The organism is Pseudomonas sp. PvP027 (assembly GCF_017833005.1).
In the GTDB taxonomy this organism is placed as follows: domain Bacteria; phylum Pseudomonadota; class Gammaproteobacteria; order Pseudomonadales; family Pseudomonadaceae; genus Aquipseudomonas; species Aquipseudomonas congelans.
In genome coordinates, this window is sequence record NZ_JAFIBK010000001.1 from 2,834,000 (window position 1) to 2,849,366 (window position 15,367).

A 15,367-nucleotide genomic window follows, 5' to 3' on the forward strand; every position below is an offset into this window, starting at 1 on the left:
TCAGGCACTCCTCGAAACAGGGCCGAGCGCAGGCTCAAGGCCATCGATGAACAGGCAGGCAGCCAGCAGATCCGCTGCGCCACCGGGCGAAGCATTGAGGGCCAGCAGGTGCTGATCCAGCTCGTTCAGTGCACGGCGGCCCGCCAGGCTGGCGCTGCCTCCAGCGTCCAGCACGCGCTGTGCGCCTTGCTGCATGGCATTCAGCCCTTCGATGCCGGCGCGATGCAGCACGCAGGTGTCGTCCAGCGTGGTCATGATTGCCAGCAGCGCGTCCAGCCGGGCGTTCTGCTCGCCACTGCCTGCCGCACGGCTGCGTTGCAGTTGCGGCAAGGCGAACAGCCTGACCGCCGGGAAACCTTGCTGCGCCTGTTCTCTGGCCCCCATGACGCCATAACGACGAACCACTTGATCGCCGTGGCTGTTCTGCGTGAGCACCTGGCGGTCCTTGATCCGGGCCAGAGCGGCAGCGCGTGCGCAGACGGCAACGGGCGCACAATCCTGAGCATCCAGCGCGACAGCGGTCACCAGCAGGCCCAGCGCCCAGATCGCGCCACGATGCGTGTTCACCCCGCTGGTGGTGCGCAGCATCGTGGCCTCGCCTTCGCGGCCAAGCCTGCCCAAGGCCTCACGCAATGGCTGGCCCACGACACCAAACTGGGTGGCGGCGTCAGCCATCAACTTGAAGGTCGGCCACAACGACAGCGCCGAAGAATGCATCAACCCCAGGTGCAGATCGGTGTGCGCGCCGCTGCCGCGCCGGTCCACCAAGGCAGGTTTGGGCGACAGGTCGGCTTCGTCGATCAGGGCGTCGACGGCCAGATCAGCCAGTCGCACTGCCAGCGAGGCCGATTGCGGTGCCAATTGAAGTGCGCTCATTACCAACTCCTGAATTTGGCGGGCGGGTTGTAGAGGCCACCGGACCACTGAACCAGGTCGGCAATGCTCTTGGCGGCCAGCAGTTCACGGCTGGCGTCGGTGCGGCGGATCCCCAGGTCTTCGGGCAACGCGATCAACCCTTCACGGCGCATGCGCACGGTGTCCTTGGGGTTGTGGCGCAAACCGATCACGGTTACGCCCGCTACTGCGGCGATCATCGCCTGGCGTTCCTCAAGGCTGCGCGCCTTGTAGAGGTAGGCGATGCCTTCTTCTGTCAGCAGGTGGGTCACGTCGTCACCGTAGATCATGATCGGCGCCAGCGGCATGCCGCTTTTCTTCGCCACTTCGACGGCGTCCAGGGTTTCGACGAAGGTCGGTTTGCCGCCCTCCTGGAACGTCTCGACCATCTGCACCACCAGCTTCTTGCCGCGCTCCAGATAGGCAGCCGGGCCGTCATCGTGCTGCTGACGCATGTCGAGCCAGGCCGGAGTGGCATGACGCCGGCCGCGTGGGTCATGGCCCATGTTCGGCGCACCACCAAAGCCGGCCAGGCGACCACGGGTGACTGTCGAGGAATGCCCGTCGCCATCGACCTGCAGGGTTGCGCCGATGAACAGGTCCACGGCGTACTGCCCGGCCAGCTGGCAGAGCTGGCGGTTGGAGCGCAGCGAGCCGTCGCGTCCGGTGAAGAACACATCCGGGCGGGCGGCGATGTAGTTCTCCATGCCCAGTTCGGTGCCGAAACAATGCACGCTCTCGACCCAGCCGCTTTCGATGGCCGGGATCAGCGTCGGATGCGGATTGAGTGTCCAGTTGCGGCAGATCTTGCCCTTCAGGCCCAGCGACTCGCCGTAGGTCGGCAGAATCAGCTCAATGGCGGCGGTATTGAAACCAATACCGTGGTTCAGCGACTGGACGTTGTGTTTCTCGTAGATGCCGCGAATCGCCATCATCGCCATCAGCACATGCACCGGCTTGATGTGGCGCGGGTCGCGGGTGAACAGCGGTTCGATATAGAACGGTTTGTCGGCGACCACCACAAAGTCGACCCACGAGGCCGGAATGTCCACGCGTGGCAGCTCGCTGACGTCATCGACCAGTTGATTGACCTGGACGATGACGATGCCATCGCTGAATGCCGCCGGTTCGATGAGTGCGGGGGTGTCTTCGGTGCTGGGCCCGGTGTAGATGTTGCCGGCGCGGTCGGCCATGAAGCCTGCCGCCAGCACCACGTTGGGGATGAGGTCCACCACCAGCCGTGAGTACAGTTCGATGTAGGTGTGGATTGCGCCGATTTCCAGCAGGCCGTCTTCCAGCAACTGACTGATGCGCAGGCTTTGCGTGCCGGCGAACGAAAAGTCCAGCTTGCGCGCAATGCCCTGCTCGAACAGGTCCAGATGCTCGGCGCGGCCAACGCTCGGCATGATCATGTGCAGGTCATGCACCTTGCCCGGGTCGACTTTGGCCAGCGCGCGGGAGAGGAAGTCGGCCTGCTTCTGGTTGTTGCCTTCAAGCACCACACGATCGCCTGAAACCAGCAGGGCCTCCAGCGCCGCGACGATGTTGTCGGTCGGCAACACCACACCGTCGGCCAACGCCCGCACTTGCTCCAGACGCCGCTGCTTCTCGCTGCGACGACGTGTCCAGCGTGCGTCGGGGGAAGTTGTTGTTGTCATGATCGCTCCACGATTTTGCTGTCGTCGGCCACCTTAAGAGCGATAGCGATCGGGCATCAATCAAGCAGCGCGTCGAATCATTACGGCTGGAGTAACGATAGGGGAACGGATATTTCGCCGGGCGCTTCGTAGCCGATGCAACACACTCGAAATGCCCGGCTGGTAATTGCGTAGGACCGGTCTCTAAAGGCCTTGGGATGCTATCGGAATCTGTGTTTGCGCCTAGCCTTCAGGTTTTCCATAACCCAGAGGCAGTAGCGCCATGTCATTTATAGTCAGGGAAGGCGATCTCACCACCACCGGCGGCTTCGTGCTGGCCGCGTCGGCAAGCGAAGTCATCGAGCGGCGCCGTGTGGCGCGTATGGGAGACCCGGTGTGGTGCCCGGCCTGCCGGGAGATTGGTTTCATCGCTCAGGGAAACCCCACCTACATCGACGACAGGGTGGCGGTCGCCACTCAGGGTCATGAGGTGCAGTGTGGCTGCGCACTCGGCAGCAATACGCTGACTGCCTCGCAGGAGCAGATTCAGGCCGACATGAACGCAACCATCACCATCCCCGAAGAACTGGCCTCGACAGCGCGACTCTATGCCGAACATCTGGACCGCTCATTGAGAGACGGCAGCTATACGCCCGAAGTACTCAGGCCTCTTTCGCAGCCGTGTTGAGTTGCGAATCTCGTGCCCATGCTCCGTATTCAGCGTACACATGCTTTTTGGGAGTGAGCTTGCTCACGAATGCGGTCGTTTAAACGCCCTGCTTTCGGGGTCTTACCGGCCCCTTGGCGAGCAAGCCCGCTCCCACATGACTTGCGTTTCAACTATAGCGCCAAGGCTACGCATAGGTATGCCGATCACGGATGAGCGTTGGTTTCCAGCAAGTGATGCAGTTCCACGAACTGTTGCGTCAGTTTGTGCCGTGGGTCGAGGTGGATCAGCGGCAGGTTGGCTTGATGCGATTCGCGCATTTTCACCGAGGCGTTGAGGTAGACCGGCAGCACCGGCAAGCCTTCGGCAATCAGTTCGTCGAGCATCTGCTGCGGCAGGCTGGCCCTTGGCTGGAACTGGTTGACGATGATGCCTTCCACCTGAAGACCTTCGTTGTGGTCCTCTTTCAATTCCTCGATCTCGCGCATCAGCCCGTACAGCGCCTGACGCGAGAAGCTGTCGCAGTCGAAAGGGATCAGCACCCGATCAGATGCGATCAACGCCGAAACCGCATAAAAATTCAGCGCTGGAGGGGTATCCAGGTAAATACGCTCGTAATCTTCGCTCAATTCGTCGAGCAGTTTGCGCAGCTTGTTGATCTTGTGCTTGGCCTCGAGCTTGGGCTGCAGGTCAGCAAGTTCTGCAGTCGCCGTGACCACATGCAGATTGTCGAACGGTGTTTCATAGATATCGACATGGTTCTTCTTGGCCACCGGTGAGCCGGACAGCGTGTTCTTGAAGAACTCGGCAATCCCCATCGGAATGTCCTGACCGGTGAGGCCTGTGAGGTACTGAGTCGAATTGGCCTGGGCATCGAGATCGATCAATAACGTCCGATAGCCTTCGTGAGCGCTGACTGCAGCCAGATTGCAGGCGATGCTGGATTTGCCGACACCGCCCTTCTGATTGAATACCACGCGACGCATGCTTTGGATTCCTTGAAAGATGAAGAAATAGCAGGATTGGCCGATAACGACCGTAAGAGGAGGTCGAGTCTAGACATTGCATGTGACAACGATGAGCTTAACGCAAAACAGTTGCCTGCCGGTTGTCATACAGAAAAACGACTTCAACCTTAAAATACACGCCTGTAAACGGTTTTTATGTAACAAATTTGCTAGTAATGAGCCCCATCAGGATAATGCGCGCACTCGGTCAATTACCGCACCCAGGCTGATATCGACCTGATATCGATGTAGCGAGAAACAAGCCCGCAGGGGCGGGAAGAGAAGCCTTGATCACCTTCAACATTGCACGATGGCAAGCCTGGGCGCCGGGCCTGGCGAGCGCGGAAGACTGGCAGAGATGGAGCCTCGATCCGACGTTGCTGGAAACCAGTGATGCAGCGCCAGACGTGTCTTTTCTTCCTGCGATGCAACGCCGCCGCCTGGGCCGTATGGCCAGAATGGCGTTCGCCGTCGGCTGGCCATTGACTGAGGGTCTGGGGCGCGTCCCGCTGGTGTTTGTCTCGCGTCACGGAGAAACCCCGAGGACATTTGAAATCCTGCGTGATCTGGCCGCCAACGAGCCGCTTTCACCGACCCAGTTCAGCCTTTCAGTGCATAACGCCGTCATTGGTCTGTGGTCGATCATGCGTGGTGAAACAAGTGAGATGACAGCCCTGGCCGCCACAGGCGACGGGCTGGAGTATGGAGCATTCGAGGCCGCAGCGTTGCTGGCCGAGGGAGCAGAAGCAGTATTGCTTGTGGTGACTGAAGAACAGCCGCCGCAAGCCTATGCCCAATGGATTGATGACGTGCCCTTTCCCTACGCGGTCGGCTTGCTGCTGACGCCTGGGGATGAGTGGCAGCTGTCTCTGAACACCGATACGCAAGGCACAAAGCGCACTCAGTGGCCTCACGCCCTGAACCTGCTGCAAGCCTTGCACACTGATCAATCCGCCTGCCTGCACCCCTGGAATAACCGGTTATGGAACTGGCAACGCAATCACTGAAAAAAGGTCGGGACGCTTACTACTGGCGCCTGCTGGCAACAGGCATCAGCTTTGCCCTGTTCGGGTTGAGCGGTTTGTGCCTGCGGTTGTTCGTCTTTCCAGTATTGAGTTGCCTGCCTGGCAGTGTGGCCAGCCATCAGCGCCGCGCCCGGCGGACCATCAGCCGCCTGTTCTGGCGGTTCATCCGCATCATGGCGCGCATGCGTGTACTGACCTATGAAGTGCAAGGCGCCGAAAAGCTTGGCCGCCCTGGGCAGATGATCATCGCCAACCACCCGTCACTGATCGATGTCGTGTTCCTGATCGGGCTGGTGCGTGACGCCAACTGCGTCGTCAAACGCAGCCTGTGGGAGAACCCGTTTACCCGCGGCCCTGTGCGTTCCACCGGTTACATCAGCAACGATGGCAGCATGGACATGCTCGACGCCGCCGTAGAGCGTCTGCAAACCGGCCAGACGCTGATCATCTTTCCGGAAGGCACACGCACCCAGCCGGGCCAGCCGCCGGTCTTTCACCGCGGCGCGGCAGCCATTGCGCTGCGTGGCGCGAGCGTCATCACCCCGGTGACGATCAAGGTCCAGCCGACCACCCTGACCAAGGCCGAACCCTGGTATCGCATTCCGCAACGCCGCGTGCACTTCACTTTGCGCGTCGGTGCCGATATAGACCCAAACGCCTTCAGTGCGCTAGGCCCACCGCCCCTGGCGTCCCGCAAGCTCAACGATTACCTGCATGACTATTTCACCAAGGAGCTCGCCTCAGATGAGCGATCTGCACCAGGACATTAAATTGTTGATCATCGATGCCCTGGGCCTCGAAGACATCACCCCGGAAGATATCGGCAACGATATGACGCTGTTTGGCGAAGGGCTGGGACTGGACTCGGTGGATGCACTCGAATTGGGCCTAGCCATCCAGAAGCGTTATGGCATCAGGATCGATGCCGATGCAAAGGACACCCGTAACCATTTCGCCAGCGTCGACAGCCTTGCGGCCTTCGTCAGCGCCAGACAACCGGCCTGAGAATTGAACATGCAAACCCGTGAAGACATCTTCGAAATCCTGCGCACCGCAATGGTGGAACTGTTCGAACTGGAGCCTGAGAGAGTCACGCTTGACGCCAACCTGTATCAGGACCTGGAAATCGACAGTATCGATGCCGTGGACCTGATCGATCACATCAAACGCAAGACCGGCAAGAAGATTGCGGCAGAAGAGTTCAAGTCGGTGAGAACCGTGAATGACGTGGTAGAGGCCGTCTACAAACTGGTCAACAGCGCCGAATGAAGCGGCTGATTGGCCTGATTCTGGTGCTGGCCGGCGTGCTGTATCCCTTTGCCGTCTATTGGGGGACCGAGCATTTCGCCCCCTGGCAGTTCGCGCTGCTGCTCGGCAGCCTGTGGCTGGCGCGCGCGCTGACCGGAGAGCGCAAGCAAGGCAGCCTGGCGATGGCAATTGTCGCCCTGATCTTTTGCGTGGTGCTCGGCACCCTCGACAGCCACATGATGCTGCGCTGGTATCCGGTACTGGTCAGTACGTTCATGCTCGGCCTGTTCGGCTCAAGCCTTGTATACGGCCCGCCGATTGTGGAAAAAATGGCGCGCCTGAACCGCCCCGATCTGCCTGAGTCGGGTATCCGCTACACCCGCAAAGTCACACAGATATGGTGCCTGTTCTTTTTCGCCAACGGCCTCACGTCAGCCCTCCTGACGCTGTGGGCACCGTTGTCATGGTGGACGCTGTACACCGGCCTGATTTCCTACGGCCTGATGGGCGTGTTGTTCGCTGTCGAATGGATCGTCCGCCCACCCTCCGCGGGCGGCAAATGAAATGGATCGCATGAACTGGTTGAACCTGGAACACCTGCTGCTCGATGCACTGCCCGACCGGCTGCTGACGCTGGCCCCGACCCTGGACCATGTGCAGTTTCGTGATCAGGCGCTCAGCGTCGCCGCAGGTCTGCAAGCGCGCGGCATCAAGCACCTCGCCGTGCACCTCGAGGATGCCGCCGACCTGGCCATTGCATTGTTCGCGGCCTGGCGCGCAGGCGTGCATGTGTTGCTGCCCGCCGACTTGCAGGGCCAGACCCGCGAGCGCTGGGCGACTCAGGTCGACCTGTGGCTGACCGACCTGCCGGGTGACACCCACCTGAGCGATCTGCGTGCCACGCCCCTCCCTGCGGCAGCGCTGGACCTCGACCAGTGCTGGCTGAGCCTGTGCACCTCAGGCTCCAGCGGCGAACCCAAACTGATCGAGAAGCGCCTGCGGCAACTGGCCAACGAAGTCTGCGGGCTGGAGCAGCTGTGGGGCGCGGAGCTGGGCGCGGCATGCATGATCGGCAGCGTGGCGACGCAACATATTTACGGGCTGCTGTTTCGCTTGCTGTGGCCGCTGTGCGCTGCACGCCCGTTCGTGCGCCGTCAGTTGCCGTTCGCCGAAGATCTGCAACGCGCCAGCCGTGAATACCCGTCGTTCGCCTGGGTCGCCAGCCCCGCGCTGCTCAAGCGCATGGGCGACAATCTCGACTGGCCCGGTCTCGCGGCAGTGCGCCGGGTGTTCTCTTCCGGTGGCGCGTTACCAGCCGAAGCCGCACAGAGCCTGCAGCAACGCCTAGGTCAGTGGCCGACGGAAATTCTCGGCAGCTCGGAAACCGGCGGCATCGCCTGGCGTCAGGGTGGACAGCGCTGGCAGGCCTTCGACGGCGTAGAGCTGAGTCAGGATGCGCAGGGTGCGCTGCGCATCAGCTCGCCCTATCTGCCGCCCGGCCATGTCGAGCAGACCGCCGATGCAGCGCTGATCGGCGCAGACGGTCGCTTTGAACTGCTGGGCAGGCTCGACCGCATCGTCAAACTCGAAGAGAAGCGTGTGTCCTTGCCGCTGATCGAACAGGCCCTCACGACGCACCCGTGGGTGAGTGAAGCGCGCCTTGGCGTGGTTCAGGCAAACCGAGCCTCGCTGGGCGCGCTGCTGGTGTTGAGCGATGCTGGCTTGCAGGCCCTGCGCAATCAGGGCCGTCGGGCGCTCACCGAAGCGTTGCGACAGCACCTGCAGCCGCATTGCGAAACCATCGCCCTGCCACGTCGCTGGCGGCTGCTGCGGCAGATGCCACTCAATGCCCAGGGCAAGCTGCCTCAATCGGCAGTCGAGGCGCTGCTGCTGGCGCCGCGCTCGAAACAACCGGAAGTGCTCGAGCAACAAAGCGTCGAAGGTGAGCTGCACCTGCAATTGAGTGTTCCGCCCGATCTGGCGTTTTTCAGTGGCCATTTTCCCAAGGCGCCGATCCTGCCGGGCGTGGTGCAGGTCGACTGGGCGATCAGCCTGGGCCAGCGTCTGCTCGACCTGCCATCCGGATTCGCCGGCATGGAGGTGCTCAAATTCCAGCAACTGGTGCGCCCCGGCGACCGCCTGACGCTGACGCTGCGCTTCGATGCAGCACGCTCCAAGCTGCACTTCGCCTTTCGCAACGCCGACAACGCACCCTGCTCAAGTGGCCGGATCCTCCTGGAGGACGACCATGCATAAGCCTTGCGTGATCATCCCGGTGTTTGACCACGAGCTGGCCGTGCCCAGTGTGGTCAAGGCCGTGGGCAACGCCGGGTTGCCGTGCATCCTGGTGGACGATGCCAGCAGCCCGGCCTGCGCCGCCGTGTTACAGCAGTTGGCGCAGGGGGAGGATATCTACCTGCTGCGCCTGCCGGTCAATCAGGGCAAGGGCGGCGCGGTCATGGCCGGGTTCCGCGAGGCGATCCGGCTTGGCTTCAGCCATGCGTTGCAGGTCGATGCCGATGGCCAGCATGATCTGCGCGATATTCCGGTATTTCTGGAGCAGTCGCGCCAGCACCCGGATGCGCTGATCTGCGGCTATCCGCAGTTCGACGAGAGCGTGCCCAAAGGCCGTCTGTATGCGCGCTACCTCACCCATGTCTGGGTGTGGATCAACACCCTGTCGCTGCACATTCGCGATTCCATGTGCGGCTTTCGCCTGTATCCACTGGCCCCAGTCCTGGCGCTGATCGACAGCGTGCAGATCGGCAAGCGTATGGATTTCGACTCGGAAATTCTCGTGCGCCTGTCCTGGCGTGGCCAACCGATGCACTGGCTGCCGACCCGCGTTCATTACCCGCAGGACGGCCTGTCGCATTTCCGCCTGCTTCACGACAACGCCCTGATTTCGAAAATGCACGCCAAGCTGTTCTTCGGCATGCTGGTACGCCTGCCAATGATCCTGTGGCGACGGTGGCGGCCATGAGCGTCGACAAGCCGCCCAGGGAGCATTGGGCCAGTCATCAGGAGCGTGGCAGTTTCATGCTCATGAAACTCACCGCCTGGGGCATGCGGGTGCTCGGCCGGCGCCTGCTCAGCCCGGTGCTGTATGGCATCGTCCTGTATTTCTTTGTCTTCGGCCGACGTGCCCGGCACAGCATCTGGCAATACCAGCAGCACCTCGCGGACTGGAGCGGCAAACCCGAACTGCGGCCCAGCCAGCGCCGGGTGTTCGGACAGTTCATGGCATTTGCCGATGCCTTGCTCGACAAGCTCGACGTATGGAACGGCAGGCTGGGCATCGATCAGATCGAGATCGTCGACAAGGCCCTGCTGCGCCAGAACCTGCGTGGCCAACGCGGACAGATGCTGGTCGGTGCGCACCTGGGCAACCTTGAAGTGTGCCGTGCGCTGGCCGAACTCGGCGAAAAGGTCACCATGAACGTGCTGGTGCACACCAAGCACGCCGAACGTTTCAATCGCCTGCTCGGCGAAGCCGGCGCGACCCATCTGCGCCTGATTCAGGTCAGCGAGCTGGACCCGGCCATCATGCTGCAATTAAGCCAGCGCCTGGACGAAGGCGAGTGGCTGGCGATTGCCGGTGACCGCGTCGCGCTGCACGGCGGGCGCAATGTGCGGGTCGACTTTCTCGGCCAGCCGGCCACTTTCCCGCAAGGCCCCTGGCTGCTGGCCGGGCTGCTCAAGTGCCCGGTCAACCTGTTCTTCTGCCTCAAGGGCGCGAAAGGCTATCGGGTGATTCTCGAACCGTTCGCCGACGCCATCGAGTGGCGGCGCAGCGACCGCGCTCAGGTCATTGAGCACTGGGCCATGCGTTATGCCGAGCGTCTTGGGCACTATTGCCTGGAAGCGCCGCAGCAGTGGTTCAATTTCTACCCGTTCTGGAAGTCCGATGACAAACCAAGCGCCTGACCTGATCACCTTCGGCGAGCGTGCGCTACGCATCGAAGACGTGTTGGCACTGGCCAACCGGCAAACGCCGAGCACATTGCAGGGCGACGAAGAGTTCCGTGCGCGGATTGCCAGGGGCGCGCAGTTTCTGGATTCGCTGCTGGACAGGGAAGGCGTGATCTATGGCGTCACCACCGGTTACGGCGATTCCTGCGTGGTCGCCGTGCCGCTGGAGCATGTCGAAGCGCTGCCGCGTCATCTCTACACCTTCCACGGCTGCGGGCTGGGCAAACTGCTCGATGAGCAGGCTACCCGCGCAGTGCTGACGGCGCGTTTGCAGTCACTGTGTCAGGGTGTTTCCGGTGTGCGTGTCGAACTGATCGAGCGTTTGCAGGCGTTCATCGAGCAGGACGTGCTGCCACTGATCCCCGAAGAAGGCTCGGTGGGTGCCAGCGGCGATCTGACGCCGCTTTCCTATGTGGCCGCGACCCTGTCGGGCGAGCGAGAAGTCATGTTTCGCGGTGAACGCCGCCGGGCCATCGATGTGCATCAGCAATTGGGCTGGACACCGCTGGTGCTGCGCCCCAAGGAAGCTCTGGCACTGATGAACGGCACCGCCGTCATGACCGGTATCGCCTGCCTGGCTTTCGGCCGGGCCGATTACCTGCTGCAACTGGCAACACGAATCACGGCCATGAACGTGGTAGCACTGCAAGGCAACCCGGAGCATTTCGACGAACGCCTGTTCGCCACCAAGCCGCATCCGGGCCAGATGCAGGTGGCGGCGTGGTTGCGCCAGGATTTGGCCATCGATGCACCGACGGCCCCCCTGCACCGTTTGCAGGACCGCTATTCACTGCGTTGCGCGCCACATGTTCTGGGCGTGCTGGCCGACAGCCTGAACTGGCTGCGGTCATTCATCGAGATCGAGTTAAACAGCGCCAACGACAACCCGATCATCGATGCCGAGGCCGAGCGCGTGCTGCACGGCGGGCATTTCTACGGCGGGCACATCGCCTTTGCCATGGACAGTCTGAAAACCCTGGTGGCCAATGTGGCAGACCTGCTCGACCGGCAACTGGCGCTGTTGGTGGACGAGCGTTATAACCATGGTTTGCCGAGTAATCTGTCAGGGGCCAGTGCCGAGCGGTCGATGCTCAATCATGGTTTCAAGGCGGTGCAGATCGGCGCCAGCGCGTGGACGGCCGAAGCACTGAAAAACACCATGCCGGCGAGTGTCTTCTCGCGTTCCACCGAATGCCACAATCAGGACAAGGTCAGCATGGGCACGATCGCCGCGCGTGACGCCATCCGGGTACTGGAGCTGACCGAGCAGGTTGCCGCCGCCACGCTGATCGCCGCCAATCAGGGTGTCTGGCTGCGCAGCAGGGCAGCCGATGCGCGCCCGCTGCCACCGGCACTGGCGGCCATGCATCGTCAGCTGGGTGAAGACTTCGCCCCTGTCATCGAAGACCGGGCACTGGAGAGCGAACTGCGCCTGTGCCTGAAACATATTGCCAACCGCCACTGGAGGTTGCATGCGCAGTAAGGGTTTTCTGCACATCGACACTGAAATCGTCGTGCCGTTTTTCGACGTCGACATGATGAGCATCGTCTGGCACGGGCACTACGTGAAGTACCTCGAAGTGGCACGTTGCGCACTGCTCGATCACATCGGTCATAACTATATGCAGATGCTCGAATCCGGTTATGGTTGGCCGGTAATCGATCTGCAATTGCGCTATGTGCGCAGTGCCGTGTTCGGTCAGACACTGAACGTGCGCGCCAGTCTGGTGGAGTGGGAGAACCGTCTGAAGATCAATTACCTGATCACCGATGCACACACCGGTGAGCGCATGACCCGCGCCAGCACCGTGCAGGTCGCAGTCGACAGCCAGAGCCGGGAAATGCAACTGGCCTCGCCGCAAGTGTTCATCGATGCCGTCAAAATTGCCCTTGAGAACACACCAGAGAGCACCTCACCATGAACCGCCCGCTTCGAACCTTGATTCTGCTGGGGCTGCTGTGCCTTTCGTCCCTGGCGCAGGCTTTCGACCTGCAACAACTGAGCGACCAGCTCGCCAAACCTGCGGTGGTACAGGGTCGTTTCGTTCAGGAAAAACACCTGCGCGCCCTGCCGCAACCGCTGCTCAGCAAGGGCCGCTTCGTGCTCGCCAGGGATTTCGGGCTGCTCTGGCTGCTGGAAACACCGCTCAAGCAGGATTACCGCATCAATGCCGAGGGTATTGCCCGTCGTGAAACCGATGGCAATGTCAGTAGCTGGAAGCCGGTGCCGAACAAGAACGCCGGCGCCGAGCAGAACCGTCTGTTCCTGGCGGTATTGCAAGGCGACAGCAGCGGCCTGCAACGGGACTTCGACTTGCAGCTCAAGGGCGAGGCGAATGCCTGGCACCTCACCCTCACGCCACGCTCGATGCTTTTGCAACAAGTGTTCAAGCAGATCAACATCGACGGCGGCGAACTGGTGCAGCGTATCGAGCTGCTGGAGACCCAGGGCGACAGCACCGTCCTGAAAATGATCGACAGCAGCAGTGCCCCGATTCTGACCGATGCGCAGCGTAATGACTTCAAGGACTGAGCGGCTGTTGCCGCGACTGTTCCTGCTGATTCTGGCAGGCGTGCTGGCGCTCGCGGGCTGGCAGTGGCACGACCGCTCGCCGCTGTCGGCCAATCTGATGGAGCTGGTGCCGGGCACCGATAACGACGAACTGGTCGTCAGCGCCGAAAAGCGCATGCAGGAACCGCTCAACCGCGAAATGCTGGTGCTGGTGGGCCACAGCGATCGGCAGAAGGCCGTCGAACTGGCACGCAATCTGGCTGAACAATGGCAGTCGACCGGCCTGTTCGAGAAGGTCCAGTGGTCATTGCAGGCCGACCTGCCCGCGTTGCGCACCCAGTTGCTGCAAGGGCGCATCGCCATGTTGCCGACAGCGGACCGCACACTGCTGATCGACGACCCGAAAACCTTCATCGAACAGCGCGTACAGACGCTGTTCGACCCGTTTGCCGGGTTCAGCCTGGTGCCTGGCCAGGATGACTGGCTGGGGCTGACCGGACGTATCCAGAACGGCCTGCCGAAACAGGGCTCGGTCGAAGCGGACCTGGCCAGTGGTGCGCTGGTGGCCACCGCCGAGGGTAAAAGCTGGGTACTGCTGCGTTCGCGAACCCGAACCGATGCGTTCGACATGCACCTGCCCGGCCAGATTGCGGACCTGCTGGCGAAAGCGCGGGTACAGGCCAGTCAGGCCGGTGGTCAATTGCTCGCGGCCAGCGGGCTGCTTTACGCTGCCGACGGGCAGAAGCAGGCCAGCCGGGAAATCACCTGGGTCGGCGGTGGCGCAACGGTCGGTATCCTGTTGTTGCTGTTGCTGGCCTTCCGGCGCTGGAGCGTGTTGCTGGCATTCGTGCCGGTGGTGGTCGGCATGCTCTTCGGCGCGGTGGCCTGCGTCGCGATATTCGGCAGCATGCACGTCATGACGCTGGTGCTGGGCTCGAGCCTGATCGGGGTGGCGGTGGATTACCCGCTGCATTACCTGTCCAAGAGCTGGAGCCTCAAGCCCTGGCGCAGTTGGCCCGCCTTGCGCCTGACCCTGCCCGGCCTGAGCCTGAGCCTGATCACCAGTTGCATCGGCTACCTGGCGCTGGCCTGGACGCCGTTCCCGGCACTCACGCAAATTGCAGTGTTCTCGGCGGCCGGCCTGATCGGCGCTTATCTGACCGCGGTTTGCCTGTTGCCCGCGCTGATCGCCAACGTCGAGATCAGCCCTGCACAGTGGCCACTGAAACTGGCGCAATTGATGCTCGACTGCCGCGCCGCCTTGCTGCTGCGCGTCAGCACACCGATTCTGCTGGTGCTGCTGTTGGCATTCTGTGGCGGCGGGCTCTGGCACCTGACCACCAAGAACGATATTCGCCAATGGGTGGCAGCGCCTCAAGCGTTGACCGATGAAGCCCAGGCCATCGCACGAATCACCGGCTATCAGCCCACCAGCCAGTTCTTTCTGGTGCGGGGCAAGGACCAACAGCAATTACTGGATCGGCAGTCCGAATTGACCCAACGGCTCGACCAACTGGTCAGCATGGACAAGCTGCAAGGCTACATGGCGCTCAACCAGTTGCTTGATTCGCCGGCCGAACAACAGAGCACCCGCGACGCTCTGGGCAAACTGCCGCAATACTGGGCGCCGCTGGTAGAGCTTGGCGTTCCGGCCAGCGCCTTGAAGGCTGAGCTGGCCCAACTGCAGGCACTGCCGACGCAAGATATCGATCATGCGCTTCAAGGCCCACTGAGTGAGCCGTGGCGTACGCTCTGGCTGGGGCCGGCGCGCAATGACAACGGCGAACAGGGTGTCGCCAGCATCGTCAGCCTGCGTGGCATGAACAGCATGGCGTTGCTGCGTGTGCAGGCCATCGGCCTGGAGGGTGTGCAACTGGTCGACCGCCTGGGTGAGCTCAACGAGGTGTTTGCCCACACGCAGATCAGCGCAGCGGAATTGAAGCTGGCGTCTTGCGTACTGATTGTCCTGCTGCTGATCGCACCGTTTGGCTTTGGTGGTGCGTTGCGCATCGTCGCCCTGCCCCTGCTGGCGGCCCTGTGCAGCCTCGCCAGCCTGGGCTGGCTCGGTCAGCCGCTGACTCTGTTCAGCCTGTTCGGCCTGTTGCTGGTCACGGCGATCAGCGTCGATTACGCCATCCTGATGCGCGAGCAGATAGGCGGCGCGGCCGTCAGCCTGCTGGGCACGCTGCTGGCAGCGGTCACCACCTGGCTGTCGTTCGGGCTGCTGGCCGTTTCCAGCACCCCGGCGATCAGCAACTTCGGTCTGTCGGTCAGTCTGGGGCTGGCGTTCAGCTTCCTGCTGGCGCCCTGGGCCAGCCCGCGTAAAGCGTCTCATCCGCCAGCCAATGCTGAAGGGCCACACGCATGAGTCTTGCAGCGTTGTCGTCACTCCCTGCCACCGCCCA

The 15,367-nt window shown here is 62.1% G+C and carries 16 protein-coding genes; 13 read left to right on the forward strand and 3 right to left on the reverse strand.

Annotation, left to right across the window (positions count from 1 at the left end):
- Together JOE33_RS11875 and mdcA are read right to left on the reverse strand one after the other, a co-directional pair.
- Entirely contained in the window at positions 1–876 is an 876-nt protein-coding gene (locus JOE33_RS11875) for a triphosphoribosyl-dephospho-CoA synthase (protein WP_096131420.1), read from the reverse strand.
- Complete coding sequence (gene mdcA / locus JOE33_RS11880) at positions 876–2,552, reverse strand: malonate decarboxylase subunit alpha (protein ID WP_187625016.1); 1,677 nt, start codon at positions 2,550–2,552, stop codon at positions 876–878. The genes JOE33_RS11875 and mdcA overlap by 1 nt, the downstream gene beginning before the upstream one ends.
- A gap of 262 nt (positions 2,553–2,814) precedes the next feature.
- Between mdcA and JOE33_RS11885 the strand changes: the two genes are divergently transcribed.
- Entirely contained in the window at positions 2,815–3,219 is a 405-nt protein-coding gene (locus JOE33_RS11885) for a PAAR domain-containing protein (RefSeq protein WP_096140187.1), read from the forward strand.
- Between the two features lie 185 nt (positions 3,220–3,404).
- On the opposite strand, the gene JOE33_RS11890 is transcribed toward JOE33_RS11885, so the two are convergent.
- Positions 3,405–4,184 carry a ParA family protein gene (locus JOE33_RS11890; RefSeq protein ID WP_003304810.1) on the reverse strand — a complete coding sequence of 260 codons (780 nt, stop codon included), beginning with the start codon at positions 4,182–4,184 and terminating at the stop codon, positions 3,405–3,407.
- A gap of 308 nt (positions 4,185–4,492) precedes the next feature.
- Here JOE33_RS11890 and JOE33_RS11895 point away from each other — a divergent pair, with 308 nt between their 5' ends.
- From JOE33_RS11895 to JOE33_RS11950, 12 genes are read left to right on the forward strand one after another with little or no spacing between them, the layout of a single operon-like run.
- Positions 4,493–5,212 carry a beta-ketoacyl synthase chain length factor gene (locus JOE33_RS11895; protein WP_096124849.1) on the forward strand — a complete coding sequence of 240 codons (720 nt, stop codon included), beginning with the start codon at positions 4,493–4,495 and terminating at the stop codon, positions 5,210–5,212.
- Positions 5,188–6,000, forward strand: a complete 813-nt coding sequence (locus JOE33_RS11900; RefSeq protein ID WP_096103585.1) for a lysophospholipid acyltransferase family protein — start codon at positions 5,188–5,190, stop codon at positions 5,998–6,000. Before JOE33_RS11895 ends, JOE33_RS11900 begins: the two co-directional genes overlap by 25 nt.
- On the forward strand, positions 5,975–6,235 hold the full coding sequence (locus JOE33_RS11905; protein ID WP_003316688.1) for a phosphopantetheine-binding protein: 261 nt from the start codon (positions 5,975–5,977) through the stop codon (positions 6,233–6,235). The genes JOE33_RS11900 and JOE33_RS11905 overlap by 26 nt, the downstream gene beginning before the upstream one ends.
- 9 nt (positions 6,236–6,244) lie before the next feature.
- Positions 6,245–6,499, forward strand: coding sequence for an acyl carrier protein (locus JOE33_RS11910; protein ID WP_010438835.1), 255 nt, complete (start codon positions 6,245–6,247; stop codon positions 6,497–6,499).
- The gene (locus tag JOE33_RS11915; RefSeq protein WP_187625015.1) at positions 6,496–7,041 is read left to right on the forward strand and encodes a hypothetical protein; all 546 of its coding nucleotides are present in this window, start codon (positions 6,496–6,498) and stop codon (positions 7,039–7,041) included. Before JOE33_RS11910 ends, JOE33_RS11915 begins: the two co-directional genes overlap by 4 nt.
- Before the next feature lie 10 nt (positions 7,042–7,051).
- Positions 7,052–8,734, forward strand: coding sequence for an acyl-CoA synthetase family protein (locus JOE33_RS11920; protein WP_163023344.1), 1,683 nt, complete (start codon positions 7,052–7,054; stop codon positions 8,732–8,734).
- Positions 8,727–9,461, forward strand: a complete 735-nt coding sequence (locus tag JOE33_RS11925; protein ID WP_122529473.1) for a glycosyltransferase family 2 protein — start codon at positions 8,727–8,729, stop codon at positions 9,459–9,461. The genes JOE33_RS11920 and JOE33_RS11925 overlap by 8 nt, the downstream gene beginning before the upstream one ends.
- The gene (locus tag JOE33_RS11930; RefSeq protein ID WP_122529474.1) at positions 9,458–10,405 is read left to right on the forward strand and encodes a glycosyl transferase; all 948 of its coding nucleotides are present in this window, start codon (positions 9,458–9,460) and stop codon (positions 10,403–10,405) included. The genes JOE33_RS11925 and JOE33_RS11930 overlap by 4 nt, the downstream gene beginning before the upstream one ends.
- Positions 10,386–11,933: an aromatic amino acid ammonia-lyase gene (locus JOE33_RS11935; protein WP_010438829.1), complete on the forward strand. Its 1,548-nt coding sequence runs from the start codon at positions 10,386–10,388 to the stop codon at positions 11,931–11,933. The genes JOE33_RS11930 and JOE33_RS11935 overlap by 20 nt, the downstream gene beginning before the upstream one ends.
- Positions 11,923–12,372, forward strand: a complete 450-nt coding sequence (locus JOE33_RS11940) for an acyl-CoA thioesterase (protein ID WP_010438826.1) — start codon at positions 11,923–11,925, stop codon at positions 12,370–12,372. The genes JOE33_RS11935 and JOE33_RS11940 overlap by 11 nt, the downstream gene beginning before the upstream one ends.
- Positions 12,369–12,983, forward strand: a complete 615-nt coding sequence (locus JOE33_RS11945) for an outer membrane lipoprotein carrier protein LolA (protein WP_187625014.1) — start codon at positions 12,369–12,371, stop codon at positions 12,981–12,983. The genes JOE33_RS11940 and JOE33_RS11945 overlap by 4 nt, the downstream gene beginning before the upstream one ends.
- Positions 12,967–15,330 carry a hypothetical protein gene (locus JOE33_RS11950; RefSeq protein ID WP_187625013.1) on the forward strand — a complete coding sequence of 788 codons (2,364 nt, stop codon included), beginning with the start codon at positions 12,967–12,969 and terminating at the stop codon, positions 15,328–15,330. The genes JOE33_RS11945 and JOE33_RS11950 overlap by 17 nt, the downstream gene beginning before the upstream one ends.
- Positions 15,331–15,367 lie beyond the last annotated feature (37 nt).

Coding starts and splice junctions, on each gene's coding strand:
- JOE33_RS11915 (WP_187625015.1), top strand. CDS start 6,496: ATGAAGCGGCTGATTGGCCTGATTCTGGTGCTGGCCGGCGTGCTGTAT.
- JOE33_RS11910 (WP_010438835.1), top strand. CDS start 6,245: ATGCAAACCCGTGAAGACATCTTCGAAATCCTGCGCACCGCAATGGTG.
- JOE33_RS11935 (WP_010438829.1), top strand. CDS start 10,386: ATGACAAACCAAGCGCCTGACCTGATCACCTTCGGCGAGCGTGCGCTA.
- JOE33_RS11945 (WP_187625014.1), top strand. CDS start 12,369: ATGAACCGCCCGCTTCGAACCTTGATTCTGCTGGGGCTGCTGTGCCTT.
- JOE33_RS11925 (WP_122529473.1), top strand. CDS start 8,727: ATGCATAAGCCTTGCGTGATCATCCCGGTGTTTGACCACGAGCTGGCC.
- JOE33_RS11940 (WP_010438826.1), top strand. CDS start 11,923: ATGCGCAGTAAGGGTTTTCTGCACATCGACACTGAAATCGTCGTGCCG.
- JOE33_RS11930 (WP_122529474.1), top strand. CDS start 9,458: ATGAGCGTCGACAAGCCGCCCAGGGAGCATTGGGCCAGTCATCAGGAG.
- JOE33_RS11890 (WP_003304810.1), bottom strand. CDS start 4,184: ATGCGTCGCGTGGTATTCAATCAGAAGGGCGGTGTCGGCAAATCCAGC.
- JOE33_RS11905 (WP_003316688.1), top strand. CDS start 5,975: ATGAGCGATCTGCACCAGGACATTAAATTGTTGATCATCGATGCCCTG.
- JOE33_RS11900 (WP_096103585.1), top strand. CDS start 5,188: ATGGAACTGGCAACGCAATCACTGAAAAAAGGTCGGGACGCTTACTAC.
- JOE33_RS11875 (WP_096131420.1), bottom strand. CDS start 876: ATGAGCGCACTTCAATTGGCACCGCAATCGGCCTCGCTGGCAGTGCGA.
- mdcA (WP_187625016.1), bottom strand. CDS start 2,552: ATGACAACAACAACTTCCCCCGACGCACGCTGGACACGTCGTCGCAGC.
- JOE33_RS11920 (WP_163023344.1), top strand. CDS start 7,052: ATGAACTGGTTGAACCTGGAACACCTGCTGCTCGATGCACTGCCCGAC.
- JOE33_RS11885 (WP_096140187.1), top strand. CDS start 2,815: ATGTCATTTATAGTCAGGGAAGGCGATCTCACCACCACCGGCGGCTTC.
- JOE33_RS11950 (WP_187625013.1), top strand. CDS start 12,967: ATGACTTCAAGGACTGAGCGGCTGTTGCCGCGACTGTTCCTGCTGATT.